Genomic DNA, 22,046 nt, shown 5'->3' with positions numbered 1-22,046 from the left:
TTCCGACTCTATCAGACTCTTTCGTGTCCGATTTCCTCGGTGCCTTTCCGGTTCCCGCTCCGGCCTTTCGGCTTTCGCGTTTCCCTTTCCGGCGGCTCCGACTTTATCAGAAGTTCTGAGTCGGATTTCCCGCCCCGGTCGGAGCAGCTCCTCGCACACAGTGCGCGGTGCTTCCCGGTTGGGCGGAGCCGTAAACCTAACGGAGCGGGGCGCCCCGATGCAAATCGAGGTGCCCCGCTCCGGAGATCACGCGGTCAGGAGGGTCAGACCTCGACGACCACGGGCAGGATCATCGGGCGTCGGCGGTAGTTGTCCGACACCCACTTGCCCAGCGTGCGGCGGATGAGCTGCTGCAGCTGGTGGGGCTCGACGACGCCGTCCTGGGCCGACTTCTCCAGGACCTCCTGGACCTTCGGGATGACGGAGGTGAAGACCCCGTCGTCGATGCCCGAGCCGCGGGCCTGGATGTGCGGACCGCCGGTGATCTTGCCGGTGCTGGAGTCCACCACGACGAAGACCGAGATGATGCCCTCGTCGCCGAGGATCTTGCGGTCCTTCAGCGCGGGCTCACCGACGTCGCCGACGGAGAGGCCGTCGACGTACACGTAGCCGGCCTGGACCTTGCCGACGATCTTCGCCTTGCCCTGGACGAGGTCCACGACGACGCCGTCCTCGGCGATCACGATGCGGTCGTGCGGGACGCCGGTGAGGGCGCCCAGCTCGGCGTTGGCGCGCAGGTGGCGCCATTCGCCGTGGACCGGCATCAGGTTCTTGGGCTTGCAGATGTTGTAGAAGTACAGCAGCTCGCCGGCCGAGGCGTGGCCGGAGACGTGCACCTTCGCGTTGCCCTTGTGGACGACGTTGGCTCCCCAGCGGGTCAGGCCGTTGATCACGCGGTAGACCGCGTTCTCGTTGCCGGGGATGAGCGACGACGCCAGGATCACCGTGTCGCCCTGGACGATGCGGATCTGGTGGTCGCGGTTGGCCATGCGGGAGAGCGCGGCCATCGGCTCGCCCTGAGAACCCGTGCAGACCAGGACGACCTGGCTGTCGGGCAGGTCGTCGAGCGTCTTGACGTCCACCACGAGGCCCGGCGGGACGCGCAGGTAGCCCAGGTCGCGGGCGATGCCCATGTTGCGGACCATCGAGCGGCCGACGAAGGCGACTCTTCGGCCGTACTCGTGCGCGGCGTCCAGGATCTGCTGGATGCGGTGCACATGGCTGGCGAAGCTCGCCACGATGATGCGCTTCTGGGCGCCGGCGAAGACGCCGCGAATCACGCCCGAGATGTCGCGCTCCGGCGGGACGAAGCCCGGCACCTCGGCGTTCGTGGAGTCGGAGAGGAGGAGGTCGATGCCCTCTTCGCTCAGCCGTGCGAACGCGTGCAGGTCGGTCAGGCGGCCGTCCATCGGCAGCTGGTCCATCTTGAAGTCACCGGTGGCGACGACCAGGCCCGCGGGGGTGCGGATGGCGACGGCCAGGGCGTCCGGGATGGAGTGGTTGACCGCGATGAACTCGCAGTCGAACGGGCCCAGGTGCTCGCGGTCGCCCTCGACGACCTCGAGCGTGTACGGACGGATGCGGTGCTCCTGGAGCTTCGCCTCGATCAGCGCGAGGGTCAGCTTGGAGCCGATCAGCGGGATGTCCGGCTTCTCGCGCAGGAGGAAGGGGACACCACCGATGTGGTCCTCGTGACCGTGGGTGAGGACAATGCCCTCGATGTCGTCGAGACGGTCCCTGATGGACGTGAAGTCCGGCAGGATCAGGTCGATCCCGGGCTGCTCCTCCTCGGGGAAGAGCACTCCGCAGTCGACGATCAAGAGGCGACCGTTGTACTCGAATACGGTCATGTTGCGGCCGATCTCGCCGAGGCCGCCGAGCGGGGTGACCCGCAGGCCGCCCTTCGGGAGCTTGGGCGGGGCGCCGAGTTCAGGATGCGGATGACTCAAAAGACTCTCCTCACCACGCGCGCCACGTACCTCCGGGGCACGTGGCGCGTATGACGTTCGTGCAGTAGCAGTTGTTGTTGGGTGGAACGTATTCAGTTGTGAAGTCCGTGGTTACAGCTGTACCCCGCCCGCGGCGAGGTCGATCTTGAGCTGTGCCGTCTCCTCGGCCGTCAGCTCCACCATCGGCAGGCGCAGCGGGCCGGCGGGGCGGCCCTGGAGGGCGAGCGCCGCCTTGGTCGTGATGACACCCTGCGTGCGGAACATGCCCGTGAAGACCGGCAGCAGCTTCTGGTGGATCTCCGTGGCCTTCTGGACGTCACCCGTGAGGTACGCCTCCAGCATCGCGCGCAGTTCGGGGGTGACGACGTGGCCCACGACGGAGACGAAGCCGCACGCGCCGACCGAAAGGAGCGGGAGGTTCAGCATGTCGTCGCCGGAGTACCAGGCCAGGCCGGAGCGGGCGATGGCCCAGCTCGCGCGGCCGAGGTCGCCCTTGGCGTCCTTGTTGGCGACGATCCGGGGGTGCTCCGCGAGGCGGACGATCGTCTCGGTGTTGATCGGTACGCCGCTGCGGCCCGGGATGTCGTAGAGCATGACCGGCAGCTCGGTGCTGTCGGCGATCGCCGTGAAGTGCCGCAGCAGTCCCTCTTGCGGGGGCTTGTTGTAGTACGGCGTGACGGTCAGGAGGCCGTGGGCGCCGGCCTGCTCGGCGGCGTGGGCGAGCTCGATGCTGTGCCGGGTGTCGTTCGTACCGACGCCCGCGACGACGTGGGCGCGGTCTCCGACGGCGTCCAGTACGGCCCGTACGAGCTCGTTTTTCTCCGCGTCACTGACAGTCGGGGACTCGCCGGTGGTGCCGTTGATGATCAGGCCGTCATTGCCTGCGTCCACCAGGTGGGCGGCGAGCTGCTGCGCGCCGTCGAGGTCGAGTGCGCCGTCCGCCTTGAAGGGCGTGACCATGGCGGTGAGGACCCTCCCGAAGGGGGTCTGCGGAGTGGAGGTCGGAGCCATGGGTAACACGCTACTCGCTGCTCAGCACGGGGTCCCCCCTCGGGGGACGTGAGCGGACCTGACAAGTGCGGAGCCCGGCACTGCCTGCTCGGGGGTTCAAGCAGTGCCGGGTCCGTTTGATCAGGCTAGATGAACTTCACGAAGTGCCGCAATACGGACACTTCGCTCCACGTACCCGTACATCAGTGCCTTACGGCGCCACGCGTCCGTTCTTGTTGAAGGCCGCATGGGTGAGAGGCATCAGTTCCGCCCAGTACTTTTCCATCTTCTCGCCGACCATCTCGATCTCCCGCTGCGGGAAGGACGGGACCTTGGCCAGCTCGTGCTGGGTGCGCAGGCCGAGGAAGTGCATCAGCGAACGGGCGTTGCACGTCGCGTACATCGAGGAGTAGAGGCCGACGGGGAGCACGGCGCGGGCGACCTCGCGGGCGACGCCGGCGGCGAGCATCTCCTGGTACGCCTCGTAGGCCTGGCGGTAGGAGTCCTCCATGACGCGGCCGGTCAGCTCCTGCTGGGCCGGGGTGCCCTCCACGAAGACGTACTTCCCGGGGCGGCCCTCCTGGACCAGCTTGCGGGACTCGTCGGGGACGTAGAAGACGGGCTCCAGCTCCCTGTAGCGCCCCGATTCCTCGTTGTACGACCAGCCGACGCGGTGTCGCATGAACTCGCGGAAGACGAAGATGGGGGCGCTGATGAAGAACGTCATCGAGTTGTGCTCGAAGGGGCTGCCGTGGCGGTCCCGCATCAGGTAGTTGATCAGCCCCTTGGAGCGCTCCGGGTCCTTCTGGAGCTCGTCCAGCGACTGCTCGCCCGCCGTGGAGACACGGGCGGCCCACAGGACGTCGGAGTCGGTGGCGGCGTGCTTCACCAGCTCGACGGTGACCTCGCTGCGGAAGCTGGGCTTGAGGTCTTCGGTGGGGGTCTCGCTCACAGGCGGGGGTCCTTCCATGTGCATCACTCGGGCGGCGCCCACTCTATGGCCCGCCGCCGACAATCGGCCGTTCGGTGACCCGCCACGACATTCTTCGACTAATTTGCCGAAACAGGGCACCTTTTGGGCGATACGAGCGTCTGTCCAGATGAGAGAGAAAGTTCGATACCCGTGAGGAGAAGCGCGCCCCATGTTCCGTCGGCGAGAGCCCGTCCCGTTCGCCTTCATCGCCGAAGCCGACAAGTTCCGCAGCAACATCACTCCCCCGCCCCGAGAGCGCGCGTCGGCCGGTCAGATCATGGGCCGCACGCTCATAGGCCTGACCGTGGTGGCCGGTCTCGTAGGCTCCCTGCTCTTCGGGATGCCCGCCATGTCGGCGGACCAGTCGCCCGCCAAGACGCAGCAGTCCGAGGCGTCGAACGGCCGCTGACCTGCCGGGGTCGCCGGCCGGGCGGCTTCTGACCCGCCCCCACTGCCCTGAAGGCGTGGGAGGCACCCCCATGGCCCCCCATGGGTGGTAGCGGGGGGCACGGCTCGATAGCCTCACCGGGCACAGCCCATGTGCGGATTGAGTGAGGATCAGCCCGTGCCCCTGCCTTTCCTGACCGCGGACCGCACTGTCGACGACGTGGCGGACGATGTACCGCTGCCCTTCGACGACCGTGATCAGTGGCGCCGCCCCTACCGCCCCGGCCCCTGGCGGGTCGGCGCCGCCGCGCTCTCGCTGCTGCTCGCCTCGTATCTGCTCTTCGCCGCCGTGATCGTCGCGTTCGCGGACTCGCTCACGGGTGGCGCGATCTGCGCCGCTCTGGCCGTGGGCGTCATCGTCGGCTCCCTGCGCCTGCTGCGCGTGGGCACCTGGGTGAGCGCGCGCGGGGTGCGCCGGGTCGGCTTCCTGCGTACGCGGACCGTGCCGTGGGAGCAGATCTCCGCCGTGCGGACCGCGCAGCAGCCCGTGCGGTGGATGGGGCTGCCCCGCACGGTGCAGGGGCAGGCCCTCATCCTCGTACGCCGTGGTGAGGCGGCCGACGGGCAGCTGCTGATGACCGACCGCAACGCCGACTTCCTGGCCCGGCACGAGGCCTTCAACCAGGCCGCCGACTCCATCGAGGGGTGGGCCGAGGAGTACCGGCCCACGGCCTGATCAGACGTTGACCGGCTTGCCCGCGTGCAGGGCGATCGCCCGCTGCATGGCCTTGCGCGCGCGGGGGGTGTCCCGCGCGTCGTGGTAGGCGACGGCGAGACGGAACCAGCAGCGCCAGTCGTCCGGCGCGTCCTCCGTCTCCGCCTTGCGGCGGGCGAAGACCTCGTCGGCCGAGTCGCGGTCGATGCGGCCGCCCGGGGTGCGCCTCAGCTCGTCGACGGGCAGTCCGCCCTCGGCCTCCAGCTCGGCGGCGAGACGGTTGGCGCGCTGGACGAACTGGGTGTTCTTCCAGAGGAACCAGATGCCGATGAACGGCAGGATCAGCACCGCGACACCGAAGGTGACGGTGAGCACGGTGCCGTGCTGGATCAGGAGCACGCCACGGCTGCCGACCAGGACGAAGTAGACGACGAGGACGGCCGCCGTGACGGCGTAGGTGATCTTCGCTCGCATGGGGTCCGCTTCCGGGTCAGCCGAGGTCCAGGAAGTGTTCCAGGCCGAAGGTCAGGCCAGGAGTGCTCACCACCCGGCGCGCGCCGAGCAGGATGCCCGGCATGAAGCTGCTGTGGTGCAGCGAGTCGTGGCGGACGGTCAGGGTCTCCCCCTCGCCGCCCAGCAGGACCTCCTGGTGCGCGAGGAGCCCCCGCAGGCGCACGGAGTGCACCGGTACCCCGTCGACGTCCGCGCCGCGGGCGCCGTCCAGCGCCGTCGACGTGGCGTCGGGCTGGGCCGGGCTGCCCGCGCGGCGGCGGGCCTCGGCGATGAGCTGGGCGGTGCGGGTAGCGGTGCCGCTGGGGGCGTCCGCCTTGTTCGGGTGGTGCAGCTCGACGACCTCGACGGACTCGAAGTAGGGCGCCGCGAGCTGTGCGAACCTCATCGTCAGGACGGCGCCGATGGAGAAGTTCGGGGCGATCAGCACGCCCGTCTCCGGGGACGCCGCCAGCGACGTACGCAGGTGCGCGAGGCGCTCGTCGGTCCAGCCCGTCGTGCCGACCACGGCGTGGATGCCGTGGCGCACGCAGAAGTCGAGGTTGCCCATCACCGCGTCGGGGTGGGTCAGTTCGACCGCGACCTGGGCGCCGGACTCGGTGAGGGTCTCCAACTGGTCCCCCCGGCCGAGCGCCGCGACCAGTTCCATGTCGTCGGCGGCCTCGACGGCCTTGACGGCCTCGGAGCCGATGCGGCCCCTGGCGCCGATGACCGCCACGCGCAGCTTGCTCATGTCCTTCATTCCTTACGTCGAGCCCTGAGGCGTTGAGCCTTGCGTGTCAGGCGACCACGTCGTGGAGGCGGGCCGCCTGCTTGTCCTTGAGCGGGCCGATGGCCGCGAGGGACGGGCGGCGGCCGAGGACGTCACGGGCCACTTCGCGCACCTCGTCGGGGGTGACCGCGGAGATCTTGGCCAGCATCTCGTCGACCGACATGTGCTCGCCCCAGCACAGCTCGCTCTTGCCGATGCGGTTCATCAGGGCGCCGGTGTCCTCCAGGCCGAGGACGGTGGAGCCCGCGAGCTGGCCGATGGCGCGGCCGATCTCGTCGTCCGACAGGCCGTGCTGCGCGACCTGGTCCAGCTCGTCGCGGCAGATCTTCAGCACGTCGTGCACCTGGCTCGGGCGGCAGCCCGCGTACACGCCGAAGAGGCCGGTGTCCGCGAAGCCCGAGGTGTACGAGTACACGCTGTAGGCCAGGCCCCGCTTCTCCCGCACCTCCTGGAAGAGGCGGGAGGACATGCCGCCGCCGAGCGCGGTGTTCAGGACGCCGAGGGCCCAGCGGCGCTCGTCGGTGCGGGCCAGGCCCGGCATGCCGAGGATGACGTGGGCCTGCTCGGTCTTGCGGTTGATGAGCTCGACGCGGCCCGAGGTGCGCAGGGCGCGGGAGCCCTGGCGCGGGGGCAGGGGGGTGGCGTCGGTGCGCCCGAGGGCGCCGGCCTTCTCGAAGGCGGCGCGGACCTGACGTACGACCTTGGTGTGGTCGATGTTGCCCGCGGCGGCGACCACCAGGTGCGTGGGGTCGTAGTGCTTCTTGTAGAAGCGGCGGATGCGGTCGGCGTCGAGGGCGTTGATGGTCTCCTCGGTGCCGAGGACCGGGCGGCCGAGGGGGGTGTCGCCGAGCATCGTGTGCGCGAACAGGTCGTGCACGCAGTCGCCCGGGTCGTCCTCGGTCATCGCGATCTCTTCGAGGATGACGCCGCGCTCGGCGTCCACGTCCTCCTGGCGGATCAGGGAGCCCGTCAGCATGTCGCAGACGACGTCGATGGCCAGCGGCAGGTCCGTGTCGAGCACGCGCGCGTAGTAGCACGTGTACTCCTTCGCCGTGAAGGCGTTCATCTCGCCGCCGACCGCGTCGAGCGCGGAGGAGATGTCCAGGGCGCTGCGCTTCTTGGTGCCCTTGAAGAGGAGGTGCTCCAGGTAGTGCGTGGCGCCGTTCAGTGACGGGGTCTCGTCGCGTGAGCCGACGTTCGCCCAGATGCCGAAGGTGGCGGAGCGGACGGAGGGCAGGGTCTCGGTGACGACGCGCAGGCCTCCGGGGAGGGTCGTCCTGCGGACGGTGCCGATGCCGTGCTCGCCCTTGATGAGGGTTTGGGTACGGGCGACGGCCCGCGCCTCCGAGGAGGTGCGGGCCGTCGTCGTGGTGCTACGCGACGTCACTTGTCGGTGTCGTCCTTCTGGTCGGCGGCCTGCTCGTCGCCCTCTTCGCCGTCGATGACGGGGATGAGGGAGAGCTTGCCGCGGGAGTCGATCTCGGCGATCTCGACCTGGACCTTCTGGCCCACGCCGACGACGTCCTCGACGTTCTCCACGCGCTTGCCGCCGGCGAGCTTGCGGATCTGCGAGATGTGCAGCAGACCGTCCTTGCCCGGCATGAGCGAGACGAACGCGCCGAAGGTCGTCGTCTTCACGACGGTGCCCAGGTAGCGCTCGCCGACCTCCGGCATGGTCGGGTTGGCGATGCCGTTGATCGTGGCGCGGGCGGCCTCGGCCTGCGAGCCCTGGGCGGCACCGATGTAGATGGTGCCGTCGTCCTCGATCGTGATGTCGGCGCCGGTGTCCTCCTGGATCTGGTTGATCATCTTGCCCTTGGGGCCGATGACCTCACCGATCTTGTCCACGGGGATCTTGACGGTGATGATCCGCGGGGCGTTCGGGGACATCTCGTCCGGGACGTCGATGGCCTCGTTCATGACGTCCAGGATGTGCAGACGCGCGTCACGGGCCTGCTTCAGCGCGGCGGCCAGGACCGAGGCGGGGATGCCGTCGAGCTTGGTGTCGAGCTGGAGCGCGGTCACGAACTGCTTGGTGCCGGCGACCTTGAAGTCCATGTCGCCGAAGGCGTCCTCCGCACCGAGGATGTCGGTGAGGGTGACGTAGTGCGTCTCGCCGTCGATCTCCTGGGAGATCAGGCCCATGGCGATACCGGCGACGGCGGCCTTCAGCGGCACACCGGCGTTCAGCAGCGACATGGTGGAGGCGCAGACGGAGCCCATGGACGTCGAGCCGTTGGAGCCGAGGGCCTCGGAGACCTGACGGATCGCGTAGGGGAACTCCTCGCGCGTCGGCAGCACCGGCACGATCGCGCGCTCGGCGAGCGCGCCGTGGCCGATCTCGCGGCGCTTGGGGGAGCCGACGCGGCCGGTCTCGCCGGTGGAGTACGGCGGGAAGTTGTAGTTGTGCATGTAGCGCTTGCGCGTCACCGGGGACAGCGTGTCGAGCTGCTGCTCCATACGGAGCATGTTCAGCGTGGTGACACCCAGGATCTGGGTCTCGCCGCGCTCGAAGAGCGCCGAGCCGTGCACGCGCGGGATGGCCTCGACCTCGGCGGCGAGGGTGCGGATGTCGGTGACACCGCGACCGTCGATCCGCTTCTTCTCCTTGATGACGCGCTCACGGACCAGGGACTTGGTCAGCGAGCGGTACGCGGCGGAGATCTCCTTCTCGCGGCCCTCGAACTTCGGGAGCAGCTTCTCGCCGGCCAGCGCCTTGACGCGGTCCAGCTCGGCCTCGCGCTCCTGCTTGCCGGCGATGGTGAGCGCCTGGGCCAGCTCGGTCTTGACCGCGGCGGTCAGGGCCTCCAGGACGTCGTCCTCGTAGTCGAGGAAGATCGGGAACTCACCGACGGGCTTGGCGGCCTTGGCGGCGATGTCCGACTGGGCCTTGCACAGGAGCTTGATGAAGGGCTTGGAGGCCTCGAGGCCGGCGGCCACGACCTCCTCGGTGGGCGCCTCGGCGCCGCCCTTGACGAGCTCGATGGTCTTCTCGGTGGCCTCGGCCTCGACCATCATGATCGCGACGTCGCCGTCCTCCAGGACGCGACCGGCGACGACCATGTCGAAGACGGCGTCCTCAAGCTCGGTGTGCGTCGGGAAGGCGACCCACTGGCCCTTGATGAGGGCCACGCGCGTGGCGCCGATCGGGCCCGAGAAGGGCAGGCCGGCCAGCTGCGTGGAGCAGGAGGCGGCGTTGATCGCGACCACGTCGTACAGGTGGTCGGGGTTGAGAGCCATGATCGTCTCGACGACCTGGATCTCGTTGCGCAGGCCCTTCTTGAAGGAAGGGCGCAGCGGGCGGTCGATCAGGCGGCAGGTGAGGATCGCGTCCTCGGAGGGGCGGCCCTCGCGGCGGAAGAAGGAGCCGGGGATCTTTCCGGCCGAGTACATGCGCTCCTCGACGTCCACCGTGAGGGGGAAGAAGTCGAGCTGGTCCTTGGGCTTCTTGGACGCGGTGGTGGCCGAGAGGACCATCGTGTCGTCGTCCAGGTAGGCCACGGCGGAGCCGGCGGCCTGACGGGCCAGACGGCCCGTCTCGAAGCGGATGGTGCGGGTGCCGAAGGTGCCATTGTCGATGACGGCCTCGGCGTAGTGGGTCTCGTTCTCCACTGTTCTCCTACGTGTCTACGTTTCGTCTTCTCGCCGTCCGGGCCCGTGTGGTCCGGAGGCGGCGCCCCGTGGGTCCTTCGTGGACCGGGACTGGGTGGAGAAGCGCGCCGTGGGTGCGGGCCGGTCTTCGATCGAAGCACCCGGGGATGTCTCCCGGGGGCCACTACCGAGGACCGGCGGCGGCGAGGTGCGCCTCTCCCTCATGGGGTCGTGCTCCATGTCCCGGGGGCCGGTGGATCTTCCGTGATCCCTACCCGCGGGGACGTGCTTTCATCACCCACACTACAAAAGCGTCGGTGGCAGCGCGCACGTACGGCAGCGCACGTACGGCAAAGGGAGCGGCCCCCTTCGAGTGCTTCGAGTGGGAACCGCTCCCTCCACGGCGTCTTACTTGGCGCCCGCCGCACCGCGGCGGATGCCGAGGCGCTCGACCAGGGCGCGGAAGCGCTGGATGTCCTTCTTGGCCAGGTACTGCAGCAGGCGGCGACGCTGGCCGACCAGGATCAGCAGACCACGACGGGAGTGGTGGTCGTGCTTGTGCGTCTTGAGGTGCTCGGTCAGGTCCGAGATGCGGCGCGAGAGCATGGCGACCTGGACCTCGGGGGAGCCGGTGTCGCCCTCCTTCTGGCCGAACTCGGTGATGATCTGCTTCTTCGTAGCAGTGTCGAGCGACACGCGTACTCCTCGTGATGTCTTCGAGTGCCTCCGAGTGCCCCTGGTCTACATCTCAGGGGAGCTTCCGTGACTCGGGAGGCGGGGATGAGCCGTCGGGCGCGGATTCCGGTCCCGGGGACCAGGGCGCAGACAGACGGTCGTCAAACAGGGTACCAGTCGGCTTGAGCGCGCTTCGCCTCCGGCGGCGGGGCCGTCAGCTCGTCATGGCTCTGGCCTTGGCGTAGACGTCGAAGACCGCGAGGGTCAGCGGCACCAGGGTCAGGAGGACGAAGCCCTCGGCGATCTCCAGGAAGCGGCCCCAGAAGGGTGTCACACCCGCGCGCGGGCCCGTGCGCGTGCCCGCGCGCGTGACGATCAGGGCGATGCCGGTGGCCAGCGCCGTGGCCGTGGCGATCGCGGCGGCGAGCCAGACGGTACGCAGGTCGAGCGCGGCCGGGTCACCGGCCCGGGCGGCGCGCAGGAGGCCCCGCGGCGGGTCGAGGCACAGCCCCGCGCCGAGCAGGACGAGCGCCGTGAGGCCGGCGGCGAGGGCCGCCGCGACCTGCGCGGTGTAGCGGAAGAGCTGGGCGCGGGTGAGCATCGCGATGCCGGAGGCGAGGGCGAGGAGCTGCGCCCATGCGTCGTCGGAGAAGCCGAGGACGGCCGCGGAGCCCACGACGACCAGGGCGCAGCCGCCCACCAGGCCGATCAGCAGCTCGTGACCGCGGCGGGCCCGGGCGGCGACGCGCTCGACGTCGATGGGTTCCTGTGGGGTGTGCTCCGGTTCGTGGGGGCCGTGGCCGCCGGCCGGGGGCTCGAAGCCGATGGGCAGGCGGGCGAACCGCATGGCGAGCCCGGGGAGGAAGGCGAGGGCTCCCACGGCGAAGGGGGCGCACAGTGCGGCCGTCTCGGCCGGTGTGAGGTGGCGGAGGGTGGCGAGGAAGGTGGCGAGGAGGCCTACCGCCGAGGCGAAGAGGCAGGCGACGAAGGGGCCGTCGCCGCGCGGGGAGATCAGGGTGAGGATCGTGGAGGCGACGAGTACGGCCGTGCAGGCGAGCAGGAACTGAAGGCGGCCGATGCCTTCGCCGTCGGCAGGCGGGAGCAGCCCGGAGCCCGCCACGGCGAGGTTCGGCAGGGCGCCGAGACCGAGCGCGAGTGCGGCGGCACGGTCGTCGTAGACGCGCGCCCGCACCCCGGAGAGCGTCAGCAGCAGGAGCCCTGCGACGGCGGCGAGGATCCCGGGCAGGCCGTTCATGTCGTGGCGCGGGGCGGCGGTCCAGGCGACGAAGGCCAGGAGCACCGAGAACGCCGCGGCGCCGGTGAGCCCGGCGGCCCGCGTCAGGTCGGCGCTCCACAGCATGCGGTCCCGGGTCACGGCGGCCGCGACCGCTTCGGACACGTCGTCGAAGACGGCCGGGGGCAACGACTCCGAGAAGGGGCGCAGCGTCAGCAGCTCCCCTTCGAGGATGCGCTGGGCGGCGAAGGAACGGGCGCTGTCCAGGACGGCCCCGTCACGGCGTACGAGGTGGTAACCGACCGGCGCGCCCGCGGCCGGGCCCTGCCGGGACAGTCGCAGGATCTCGGGGTACAGGTCCGCGACCGGGACGTCGTCGGGCAGTGCCACGTCGATCCGGCTGTCGGGGGCGACGATCGTGACGCGGCAGAAGCCGAATCCCGCGCTGGTCCCCGAAGCCGTCGCGTGACCGGTCCGTCCTGCTCCGCCGGTCGTCGCGGAGGCCGTCATGCCCACCTGGTGTTCCCCCTCGGTCGCCGGCACCGCGCCCGCGGCGCCCCGTACGTGTGTGAGCCGCGCGGGCGCCGGTCCGCACGGTGCCGTGCGACGCGCGCATCGGCACCCTATCGCCCGGACGTCCTCAAGGATGTCAGTAGGATCACCCGTCGGTCGCCGTTCGCCCGACACGGGGTGGCGGACGGAACGCCCCGGCCCGGCAAGGGATTTGGTGCCCAGTGAGCCACATCGTCGTCAAGCGCCCGCCTCGGGCCCTGCCCTCGGCAGTGTCCGGTGAGGAAGTGGTGTTGCGGCCTCCGCCCGAGCTGCCTCGGGACCAGCAGGAGGGCGCACTGATGCAGCTGCTCCCCATGCTCGGCATGGGCGGTTCCGTCGTCTTCTTCTTCATGCCGAACTCGCATCCGTTCATGAAGGTCATGGGCATGGTCATGGTCGCGTCGACGGTGGCCATGTCGGTGGCGATGCTCATCCGCTACCGGCGCGGGGCGCAGGGGCAGTTGGCGGATCTGCGGCGCGACTACTTGCGGTACCTGCAGCACACCCGGCGTGCGGCACGGGACACCGCGAAGGCCCAACGCGACGCGCAGTACTACCTCCACCCCTCCCCCGAGCAGCTGTGGGCGCTGGTCGCCGAGGGCAGCCGGGTGTGGGAGCGCCGCGCCGGGGACGAGGACTTCGGGCAGGTGCGCGTCGGTCTCGGCCCGCAGGAACTCGCCACGCCCCTCGTGCCGCCGCAGACCGCGCCGGTGGACGAGCTGGAGCCACTCACGGCAGACGCGATGCGGCGTTTCCTCGCCGCGCACAGCACCCTCGAAGACCTGCCGATGGCCGTCTCTCTGCGCGCCTTCTACCACGTGACGATCGGCGGAGACCCCGAGACGGCCCGCGGCACGGCCCGCGCTCTCGTCGCGTCCCTCGCCTCGCTCCACTCCCCCCAGGAGCTGGTGATCGCCGTCGGAGCGGGCCGGTCCGCCGCGCCCGCCTGGGAGTGGACCAAGTGGCTGCCGCACAGCCAGTCGCCGGGGGCCGCGGACGGGGCCGGCAGCCGCCGCCTCGTCACCGGTGACCCGACGGAACTGGAAGCCATGCTCGCCGCCCACTTCCAGGGGCGGCCGCGCTTCCACCCCGAGGGCGCGCCGCTGCCCGAAGAGCCGCACATCGTCGTCCTTCTCGACGGCCTGTCGCCGCCCGCGCTGTCGGCGCTCGCCTCGCCCGAGGGGCTCCAGGGCGTGACGGTCGTGGAGTTGGTGCCGGGAGAGCCGGCCGACGGGCGTGGCGGCCTGTCGCTCGCGGTCCGCCCGGGGATGTTGCGGATCGAGTCGGGCCATGGCCTGGTGTACGAGGGCACGCCCGACGTCCTGTCCTACGAGGGGGCCGAGGCGCTGGCCCGCCAACTGGCGCCGCTGCGCGTACCGTCCGGCGGTGACGAGGCCGAACCCCTGCTGGCCAACCTGGAGTTCACCGACCTGCTGAACCTGGGCGACGCGGAGTCGGTGGACACCGGCAGGACGTGGCGCCCGCGCACCCAGGCGGAACGGCTGCGCGTCCCGATCGGGGTCGGTGAGGACGGCCGCCCCGTGATGCTCGACCTCAAGGAGGCCGCGCAGGAGGGCATGGGTCCGCACGGGCTGTGTGTCGGCGCCACCGGTTCCGGCAAGTCGGAGCTGCTGCGGACGCTGGTGCTCGGTCTCGCCGTGACGCACTCGTCGGAGACCCTCAACTTCGTCCTCGCCGACTTCAAGGGCGGCGCCACCTTCGCGGGCATGGCCCAGCTGCCGCACGTCGCGGCGGTCATCACCAACCTCGCCGACGACCTGACGCTGGTCGACCGGATGGGCGACTCGATCCGGGGCGAACTCAACCGCCGCCAGGAACTGCTGCGCGACGCGGGCAACTACGCGAACATCCACGACTACGAGAAGGCGCGGGTGGCGGGGGCCCCGCTCCAGTCGATCCCCTCGCTCGTCCTGGTGATCGACGAGTTCAGCGAGCTGCTCACCGCCAAGCCGGACTTCATCGACATGTTCGTGCAGATCGGCCGCATCGGTCGGTCGCTCGGCGTGCATCTGCTGCTCGCCTCGCAGCGCTTGGAGGAGGGGCGGCTCCGCGGTCTGGAGACCTATCTCTCGTACCGCGTCGGGCTGCGCACGTTCTCCGCCGCCGAGTCGCGGGCGGCACTCGGGGTGCCGGACGCCTACCACCTGCCGAACGTCCCCGGCTCCGGTTATCTGAAGTTCGGCACGGACGAGATGGTGCGGTTCAAGGCGGCCTACGTCTCCGGGGTGTACCGCTCGGGCACCGCGCGGGCCGCCGCGGTCAGTGGGCCGCGCCCCGTCGACCGCCGTCCCGTGCTCTTCACGGCGGCCGAGGTGCCGGTGCGGTATGCGCCGGCGCCGGTTCCGCGTCCGCGCCCGGCGGCGGGTTCCGGCCCGGGGCCCGAGGCGGACGACGCGCTCGCCGACACCGTTCTCGACGTCATCGTGCGCCGCCTGGAGGCACAGGGCCCGGCCGCCCACCAGGTGTGGCTGCCGCCGCTGGAGAGCCCGCCCTCCTTGGACACGCTCCTTCCCGGACTGACGGCCGTCGAGGGCCGCGGGCTCACCCCGGCCGGTTACGCGGGCGCGGGCCGTCTCGTCGTACCGCTGGGACTGGTCGACAAGCCGTTCGAGCAGCGCCGCGAGCCCCTGTGGTGCGACTTCTCCGGCGCGGCGGGCCACATGCAGGTCGTGGGCGGCCCGCAGTCCGGCAAGTCGACCCTGGTGCGCTCGTTGATGGCGGCCTTCTCCCTCACCCACACACCGCACGAGGTGCAGCTCTACGGCCTCGACTTCGGCGGGGGCGGCATGGCGGCCGTCGCCGCGCTCCCCCACGTCGGCGGGGTCGCCTCGCGCCTGGACCCCGAGCGGGTGCGGCGCACCCTCGCCGAGGTGTACGGCGTGCTCACCCGGCGCGAGGAGTACTTCCGTACGGCGGGCATCGCGTCGATCGCCGACTTCCGGGCGCGCCGGGCCCGCGGGGACATCCCGGTGACGGACCAGCCGTGGGGTGACGTCTTCCTGGTCATCGACGGGTGGGGCACGTTCCGGTCCGAGTACGAGGGCCTGGAACCCGCCGTCCTGGACATCGCGGCACGCGGACTTGGCTACGGCGTCCACCTGGTCCTCACCGCGTCCCGGTCCATGGAGGTGCGCGCGAACCTCAAGGACCACCTGATGAACCGGCTCGAACTGCGGCTCGGCGACACCTTGGACTCCGAGTTCGACCGCAAGGTCGCGGCCAACGTCCCCGCCGGGGTTCCCGGCCGGGGCCAGACGCCGCAGAGGCAGCACTTCATGGCGGCCGTGCCCCGTATCGACGGGGTCTCCCGCGACACCGACCTCGCCGACGCGACGGCCGCGCTGGCCGCCGAGGTGTCCCGGCACTGGACGGCCCCGGGCGCACCGGCGGTCCGCCTGCTGCCGCGCGAACTCCCGGCCGACGAGCTGCCACCGGGCCACCTGTTCCCCGACCGGGGCGTCTCCTTCGCTCTGGACGAGAACAACCTCGAACCGGTCTTCGTCGACTTCGAGCAGGACCCGTTCTTCCTCGTGCTCGGGGAGAGCGAGTCGGGCAAGTCCAACCTGCTCAGGCTGCTCGTCCAGCGGCTGACGGAGCGCTACAGCGGTGACGTCTGCAAGCTCTTCGTGGTCGACAACCGCCGCTCGCTCCTCGACGCCACCCCGGCCTCGCACCTGGCCGAGTACATCCCGATGTCGAACGCCATGGACCACCACATGGCGGCGCTGGCCGACCTGATCCAGCGGCGCACCCCGCCCGCCGACGTGACCGCGCGCCAGCTCCGCGAGCGCAGCTGGTGGCGGGGCCCGACGGTGTACGTGGTCGTCGACGACTACGACCTGGTGTCCACCTCCAGCGGCAACCCGCTGGGCGTCCTCACGGAGCTGCTCCCCTTCGCGCGTGACGTGGGCGTCCGCTTCATCATCGCCCGCTCGACGGCAGGCGCGGGGCGGGCCGCGTACGAGCCGTTCATGCAGCGGATGAAGGAACTCGGCGCGCAGGGGGTGATCCTGGCCGGTGACCCCGACGAGGGTGACCTTCTGGGCGGCGTACGACCGCGTCCGATGCCGGCCGGGCGGGGCATCTTCGTGTCCCGGAGACGGGGGAAGCCGATGGTGCAGACGGGGTTGGTGGAGGGAGACGGCTGACGGCCGTCGCGGTGCCGCCGGCGGTTCCCTCCGGAGAGCCGTCCGTTGCGCGATCCGTTGTGCCGTCTGCTGTGCCGTCCGGGGAGCCCGAGCGCGGGCTGCCGCAACGTCTGAACAGGGGAGGATCACCCCAAGTAGGGTGGACGCGCAGCTCTTTCGTCGCTCTTTCGTACGTTGTGAAGGGACCCCTCCGCCATGACCGACGCCCACGACACCGAGGCCCAGGACATCGAGACCAAGGACATCGAGGCCCAGGAGAAGGCGCGTAAGGAACGCGAGAAGGAGGAGCTCTACGCCCTGGACATCTCCGGCGCCGAATGGCACAGCGCGCCGGGCACCGAGGAGCACGAGGAACGGGTGGAGATCACCTACCTCCCCGAGGGCGCCGTGGCGATGCGCTCGTCGCTGGACCCGGAGACGGTGCTGCGGTACACGGAGGCGGAGTGGCGGGCGTTCGTGCTGGGGGCCAGGGACGGGGAGTTCGACCTGGAGCCGTCGCCGCGGAATGGCGGGGTTGCTGCGGAGTGATGTCGGGGCCCCTGCCGGGTGGCGCCGGGGTTTCTGGCGAGTGACGGCAGGGTTCCTGCCGGGTGGCGGCGGGGTCCCTGTCGACGGACGGCGGGGCTTCCGCCGAGGGATGACGGGGACGAGACGGGGTGGGCGCCTCCCGCGTGCGTCCACCCCGTCCGGCCCTCAGCCCTGCGTACGTCCGGGGCAGCACGTCCCGGCGCTCGGGCTCACTGGAAGTAACTGGCGCCCTTGAGGTCGCCGCCGCGGTAGTCGCCGCCGGCCTGGCCGACCTTCTGGCCGATCTCGACGAGAGCCCGGTGGATCGCCTCGACGTGGTTGTCCCATTCCTTCTGCTTCACGGTGTACGCCGTGTGGGCCTCGCCCTCCCAGCCCTCGGCCACCTTGGCCACGGCCCGCTTGATGTCGGCGAGGTCGGCCTCCAGCTGCTTGGCCTGGATGCCGAGTTCGGTGGTGATGGCGTCGAGGCCGCCGTATTTGACCGCGAGTTCGTCCAGGTGAACGTTTGCCATGCCTGCCCCGTTTCTCAGTGGTGGGTTCTCAGTGATGGGTTTCGGTGGGCTTCGCCGACTGATCCGGCGCTCAGTAGCTGCTGATGGCCGAGTGCTTGCCGCCGTACTGGACGTCGATGCTGTTCATCGTCGACTGGACCTGGTCCTCGAGGCCGTCCACGAGCTTCTCGTTGCCGCTGATGCCTTCGAGGAAGTCCACCAGGAGGTTGCCGATCGCCCGCATGTGCTCGTTGATCTCGGTCTGCTTCTTGTCGAAGGCGTGGGCTCCGATGCCCCGCCAGTTGCCCTCCATCATGTCGAGCGTGCCCTGGAGACGCTTGAGCTGCTTCTGGACGGAGTCGTACTTGCCGACGATCTCCTTCTTCAGAAGCGCCACTTGCTGGTTGTTCAACTTCTGGCCGTCAGCCATGGCTGGCCCCCTTCGTCAACCTTCTTGAACTTCCTGGATATGCGCTGATTGGAATGGTGCCGCGGCGAGTTCAGGAGCGGCGTCGCGCTCGCACCGCCGCGAAGGTGCCCCCGGCGATCACAGCGGCTGCGGCGATGCCGCCGAGCACCATCCACAGCTGGTCGATACCTTCGTCGGCACCAGATTCGGCACCGGCAACGGCATCGGAGGGCTGCGAGGAGGCGGCGGGAGCGGAGGCCGAGGCGGACGGAGCGGCGCCGCCGACGGCAGAGCCGGTGACCGGTGTCTTCTTGTTCGTGATCGGGTCGATATCCGCGGGCCCGGGCCTGCCCTCGCCCTTGACGACATTGCGGGCGGGACGGATCAGCCCGTAGCCGAGGTAGTCACTGGGCTCGTCCTTGGGCCAGTCGCGTCCCGCGGTGTCGATGAGGACGCGGAGGACCTGGTTGGCGGTCCAGTCCGGATGCTTGGACCAGACGAGGGCAGCGGAGGCGGAGGCGATGGCAGCGGCGGAGCTGGTGCCGCCGCCTTCTTCGCAGTAGGAGCGGAAGGTGGCGTCGCACCAGCGGGGGATGTCGATGCCAGGGGCGGCGAAATCCACGTAGGGGCCGAATTCCGAATACTTGGCGACCTTGCCGGACCTGTCGGCCGCGGACACCCCCGTGACGTTCGGGTGTGCGGCCGGGTAGTCGATGGTGTTCTTCTTCTCTGCCTCATTGCCGACAGAGGCGAACATCAGCTTCCCTCTCGAGTGCGCGTAGCGCACCGCCTCCTTGACAGAAGGCCTCATAAATTCATCGCCGAAGGACATGTTGATGATCTGAGCCTCACTGTCGGCGGCAGCTCGAATTGCCGCCGGAACACTGTCCGGCTTGTCCGCGAAGCGCTTTCCCATACCCACACGGAAGGAGATGACCTCCGCTCCGGGCGCCAGGCCCTTGAGTCCCCCTCGACCGGACCCGACAATCAGCTCGGCCATAGTGGTCCCATGGCTGCTGTAGTCGTCCAAAGGCCCGCCCGACGCTCGCGTCAGATCCTTGCCGGGCTGCACACGTCCCTTGAGAGAGGGTGTCTCCGAGACGCCCGTGTCGATGACCGCCACCTTGACGCCTTGGCCCGTGCTGGCCTTCCACAGGTCGTCGGCACTCATCGCCTCCAAGTACCACTGCTTCGACACAACGGAGTCGGCAACCGCGCAGGGCGTGAACCCCACGGACAGGAGCGCAACGACACCGACCACTGAACCTATGGATGAGAGACGTCTCCCTGTGCCGCCCCGTGAAGAGGCGTCCCTTCTGCTGTGTCGGCCGAGTCCTGGCTCCATGCCCTGCACGCTCTCGCTCACTGTCAGTCGATCACTGGTGGTACATGGCGACGCTCGCCCGGCAGACGCGTTTCATCCCCCTGGACCTCTTCACCGGGCTTCTGCGTGCTTTCGTCGTTCTCCCGGTCGGAACGTTGCCGCTTGGCCGCGGTACGCCGTGCCAGGCCGGTGCCGCCTGCGGTGAATCCACTGCGGCGGCCTCCTCCGCCAGGCGCACGATCTTTCGGGGTTCCGATCACTCCCGTGGTGCCGCCGGCGGCGCGACTTCGCGGCGCCGAGGCCCCGGGCGGGCCGGAAAGAGTGTTCGACACGGGCCGTCCCCCGACGACCCCTTGGGTTCGCTGAGCACCGGTGGTGTGAGGGGCCCCGGAATGCGGGCTCGGCGCGCCTATGGACCGCGGGGCGCCCCCGGTGACGCTGCGCCCTACGGGCGGTTGCCCGGGCGCCGTCGGCGCATTGCCGCTCCTCCCCTGAGCGATCGGGCCAACAGGAGCCGCCCGCCCGGTCGGCGCTCCAAGAGCGCGTCCAGAGCCTTCGTACACACCCCTCGGGCCGCCCGCGCCTGGTCTTCCCGGCGGCGGCGACGTCGTCGGTCCGGGCTGGACACGGCCGCCGCCCCAAGGCGCGACGAGAGTGCTTTCAGGGGGTACTGGCGGCAACGGCGCCGAAGGGGGCCCGGCTGCCGGGCTCGTGGTCTGCGGGGGCAATGTGCCGACGCTGTCGATCTCCGTACCCACCGGACGACTCGGAGATTCGATGGGCCCACGCACTTCATGGCCGGACGGCAAGGGGTCGTCGGCCGTACTCCTGTCCTCTGCGGCAACGGACGAGCCCTTGGTCTCTGGCGTGCCAGAACCGGGGCCGGAACCGACCGGGTCAAGAGACGAAGCGGGCCCGTGGGGGGCAACTGCCGCAGCCGAGGGCGAGTTCCCTTGCGTCTCCCCCGGCATCCAGGGCTTCCAGCCCGGGGACGGTTCCGGCACCCCCACGTTCGGCATCGCCGAGAACGCGGGCGGCTCCTGCCTCGCCATCCCGTCCTGTGACACCAGATAGAACGACGCCAGCCGATTCATCTGGTTGATCGCCTCTTGGCGATGCTGCTCGGCTTTGACGGCGGCCCTGAAATCCTCGTTGCCGTCGACCCGCTTCCGAGGAGGGATGTCCTTCACCGCCTTGGGGTCCGCCCGGTCGTCGCGAGGTGGCATGGAGGCCCGGACCGATGCCAGCCCCGCGCCCGCCGCGGCCAGGTGCACACTCGCGGCGTCAGCGAAGTCCGACAGCTTGTGGGTGTCCTTGACGAGGTTCTTGCCCCACTTGCGAAACGCCTGCCCCGCCTCGCCTTCCCAGTCGACCCGGTCGATATGTGCGCCCAGCTCCCCGGCGGCGGCAGCGATCGCGTCGCGCGCCTTCTGGAGTGCCTCGCCCGCGCTCTCCAGATCGCTCGGCCTGGCCTGCTCGACCAAGTCGATCATGTCGTTGAGGCTGTGTCCTTCGAAGCCCACTACGACCACCCCGTATCGGACTTGTCGCTGCCATGACCGCCTTGCGCGTCGGGCCTGCCCTCACGTTCGCGCCCGAACGCCGCGTGCTCGCGGTCGACCTTGGTCTGGATCGTCCAGAAGCGCCGGCGCAGATCGTCTTCAAGGTTGTCGAACCCGATGTCCGCGCCGTGCACGGCGATCCCCATGGCCTCGATCTGATGACCCAGCATCTTCGAGAGCGAGGTCAGTCGTTCGTGTACCTGGTCGTACTGCGAGTACAGGCCGTCGGCCTCAGGAAACGCGCTGCCAGTGCCGCTGAACGAGGTGCGGGCGACACGTTGGGAGCCGACCTTCGACGCGCTTCCGGCCGAGCACTCGAACTCGGTGAGCAGCGTATCGATGCGCCTTCGGAACGTCTTCAGCGCTTCCAGACCGCGTCTGACATCAGCACCTGACGACGGCGCGACACCCCCGTGCCCGTCCGTAGGAAGCACTAAGCCTTCCCTCCCCGTTACCCACCCGCCCGACCGCCTCGTGATCGCGCCGGCCGGTGGTCACTTATCGCGCGTGCGCCACTCTAGGCACACTCCGTGGCCGCACCAACTGCGATGTCGAGTCGGAGGGTTGGAAACCGGCCACCGTCGCCCGCGCTGTCAGCCATACGCTGCATGGTGTCGCCCTCGCTCGGCGGGCGCACCGCACCCCCTACTCAATCCGCCTGAGTACACCTACTCAATCCCCAGCAGCCAACTGGCACTACTCTCACGCACGTTCACGACGTCATCCGGAGCGCGGCTGACGTCCACCACATGGGCGCGCGAAGGAGGGAGTCACTTATGGCATGGGACGAGTGGGAGCGGCTCAAGGCCGATGCGGCTGGGCGCCAATCCGCTCAGATGGAGCTCAATCAGGCCCCAACCGCTCCTGGTGACGCGGGGGGTGGAGGCGGCACCGGGACTCTTCGGCACACCAGTAAGCCCTGGAATCGCGCCGCTCAGACGGCACATGACCTGAGGGTCGGTACCGCCCAGGCAAAGAGGGATCTGTCCGCCGGACACGAGGGCGTAGCCAGCGGCGCGGAGGGACTGGCAAGTCTCGGCGCCTTGAAAGCCGTCCTCACTTCGTGGGAGAAGCGTCTGGCCACCGTGCGGGATGAATGTGATGCGCTGGAGCCCAAGCTGCGTGGCGTCGCCAGGGAACTGGGCGAGGTGGACACCAGAGTCGGCATGAAGGCGAACGCGGTCGACTTGCCTGACCCCAGACGAGAGAGGTGAG

The 22,046-nt window shown here is 69.9% G+C and carries 19 protein-coding genes; 5 read left to right on the top strand and 14 right to left on the bottom strand.

The features are described 5' to 3' along the window. Positions 1–263: 263 nt before the first annotated feature. The 3 genes from ACZ516_RS30780 to thyX form a co-directional block, all read right to left on the bottom strand. Complete coding sequence (locus ACZ516_RS30780) at positions 264–1,949, bottom strand: ribonuclease J (RefSeq protein WP_358583184.1); 1,686 nt, start codon at positions 1,947–1,949, stop codon at positions 264–266. 111 nt (positions 1,950–2,060) lie between these two features. Beyond that, positions 2,061–2,960, bottom strand: coding sequence for a 4-hydroxy-tetrahydrodipicolinate synthase (gene dapA, locus ACZ516_RS30775; protein ID WP_358583186.1), 900 nt, complete (start codon positions 2,958–2,960; stop codon positions 2,061–2,063). Between the two features lie 190 nt (positions 2,961–3,150). Beyond that, a complete protein-coding gene (thyX, locus tag ACZ516_RS30770) occupies positions 3,151–3,891 on the bottom strand; it encodes an FAD-dependent thymidylate synthase (RefSeq protein ID WP_358583188.1) in 741 nt (246 codons plus the stop codon). A gap of 190 nt (positions 3,892–4,081) precedes the next feature. Here thyX and ACZ516_RS30765 point away from each other — a divergent pair, with 190 nt between their 5' ends. Beyond that, a complete protein-coding gene (locus tag ACZ516_RS30765; RefSeq protein WP_358583189.1) occupies positions 4,082–4,321 on the top strand; it encodes a hypothetical protein in 240 nt (79 codons plus the stop codon). Positions 4,322–4,477: 156 nt separating this feature from the next. Next, positions 4,478–5,035 (top strand): PH domain-containing protein, encoded by a 558-nt coding sequence (locus tag ACZ516_RS30760; protein WP_469012825.1) that lies wholly within the window; start codon positions 4,478–4,480, stop codon positions 5,033–5,035. On the opposite strand, the gene ACZ516_RS30755 is transcribed toward ACZ516_RS30760, so the two are convergent. From ACZ516_RS30755 to eccD, 6 genes are all read right to left on the bottom strand, one after another. Continuing rightward, on the bottom strand, positions 5,036–5,488 hold the full coding sequence (locus ACZ516_RS30755; RefSeq protein WP_358583193.1) for a tetratricopeptide repeat protein: 453 nt from the start codon (positions 5,486–5,488) through the stop codon (positions 5,036–5,038). Between the two features lie 16 nt (positions 5,489–5,504). Then, on the bottom strand, positions 5,505–6,257 hold the full coding sequence (dapB, locus tag ACZ516_RS30750; protein WP_361083418.1) for a 4-hydroxy-tetrahydrodipicolinate reductase: 753 nt from the start codon (positions 6,255–6,257) through the stop codon (positions 5,505–5,507). Positions 6,258–6,303: 46 nt separating this feature from the next. After that, complete coding sequence (locus ACZ516_RS30745; protein ID WP_361083416.1) at positions 6,304–7,683, bottom strand: M16 family metallopeptidase; 1,380 nt, start codon at positions 7,681–7,683, stop codon at positions 6,304–6,306. Then, positions 7,680–9,908, bottom strand: coding sequence for a polyribonucleotide nucleotidyltransferase (locus ACZ516_RS30740; protein ID WP_358583199.1), 2,229 nt, complete (start codon positions 9,906–9,908; stop codon positions 7,680–7,682). The genes ACZ516_RS30745 and ACZ516_RS30740 overlap by 4 nt, the downstream gene beginning before the upstream one ends. 387 nt (positions 9,909–10,295) lie before the next feature. Then, positions 10,296–10,583, bottom strand: a complete 288-nt coding sequence (gene rpsO, locus ACZ516_RS30735; RefSeq protein WP_030784357.1) for a 30S ribosomal protein S15 — start codon at positions 10,581–10,583, stop codon at positions 10,296–10,298. A gap of 193 nt (positions 10,584–10,776) precedes the next feature. Further along, positions 10,777–12,306 (bottom strand): type VII secretion integral membrane protein EccD, encoded by a 1,530-nt coding sequence (gene eccD / locus ACZ516_RS30730; RefSeq protein ID WP_469012820.1) that lies wholly within the window; start codon positions 12,304–12,306, stop codon positions 10,777–10,779. A 224-nt stretch (positions 12,307–12,530) separates the two neighbouring features. On the opposite strand from eccD, the gene eccCa reads away from it, so the two are divergent. Next, entirely contained in the window at positions 12,531–16,517 is a 3,987-nt protein-coding gene (gene eccCa / locus ACZ516_RS30725) for a type VII secretion protein EccCa (RefSeq protein WP_469012818.1), read from the top strand. 195 nt (positions 16,518–16,712) lie between these two features. Continuing rightward, complete coding sequence (locus tag ACZ516_RS30720; protein WP_469012815.1) at positions 16,713–17,045, top strand: DUF397 domain-containing protein; 333 nt, start codon at positions 16,713–16,715, stop codon at positions 17,043–17,045. 209 nt (positions 17,046–17,254) lie between these two features. On the opposite strand, the gene ACZ516_RS30715 is transcribed toward ACZ516_RS30720, so the two are convergent. The 5 genes from ACZ516_RS30715 to ACZ516_RS30695 all read right to left on the bottom strand — a co-directional run bounded on the left by ACZ516_RS30715 (position 17,255) and on the right by ACZ516_RS30695 (position 21,265). Continuing rightward, positions 17,255–17,557, bottom strand: coding sequence for a WXG100 family type VII secretion target (locus tag ACZ516_RS30715; protein ID WP_358583207.1), 303 nt, complete (start codon positions 17,555–17,557; stop codon positions 17,255–17,257). Between the two features lie 70 nt (positions 17,558–17,627). Further along, positions 17,628–17,966 carry a WXG100 family type VII secretion target gene (locus ACZ516_RS30710; RefSeq protein ID WP_358583209.1) on the bottom strand — a complete coding sequence of 113 codons (339 nt, stop codon included), beginning with the start codon at positions 17,964–17,966 and terminating at the stop codon, positions 17,628–17,630. Positions 17,967–18,036: 70 nt separating this feature from the next. Further along, positions 18,037–19,116 carry a S8 family serine peptidase gene (locus tag ACZ516_RS30705; RefSeq protein ID WP_469012813.1) on the bottom strand — a complete coding sequence of 360 codons (1,080 nt, stop codon included), beginning with the start codon at positions 19,114–19,116 and terminating at the stop codon, positions 18,037–18,039. A gap of 197 nt (positions 19,117–19,313) precedes the next feature. Beyond that, positions 19,314–20,762: a hypothetical protein gene (locus ACZ516_RS30700; RefSeq protein ID WP_469012811.1), complete on the bottom strand. Its 1,449-nt coding sequence runs from the start codon at positions 20,760–20,762 to the stop codon at positions 19,314–19,316. Positions 20,763–20,791: 29 nt separating this feature from the next. Beyond that, entirely contained in the window at positions 20,792–21,265 is a 474-nt protein-coding gene (locus ACZ516_RS30695) for a hypothetical protein (protein WP_361083406.1), read from the bottom strand. Positions 21,266–21,607: 342 nt separating this feature from the next. On the opposite strand from ACZ516_RS30695, the gene ACZ516_RS30690 reads away from it, so the two are divergent. After that, a complete protein-coding gene (locus ACZ516_RS30690; protein ID WP_361083404.1) occupies positions 21,608–22,045 on the top strand; it encodes an amino acid ABC transporter permease in 438 nt (145 codons plus the stop codon). The last annotated feature ends 1 nt before the right edge of the window (position 22,046 follow it).

It is taken from the genome of Streptomyces sp. NPDC034037 (genome assembly GCF_055575715.1).
This window is presented reverse-complemented; position numbering and strand designations above follow the sequence as displayed.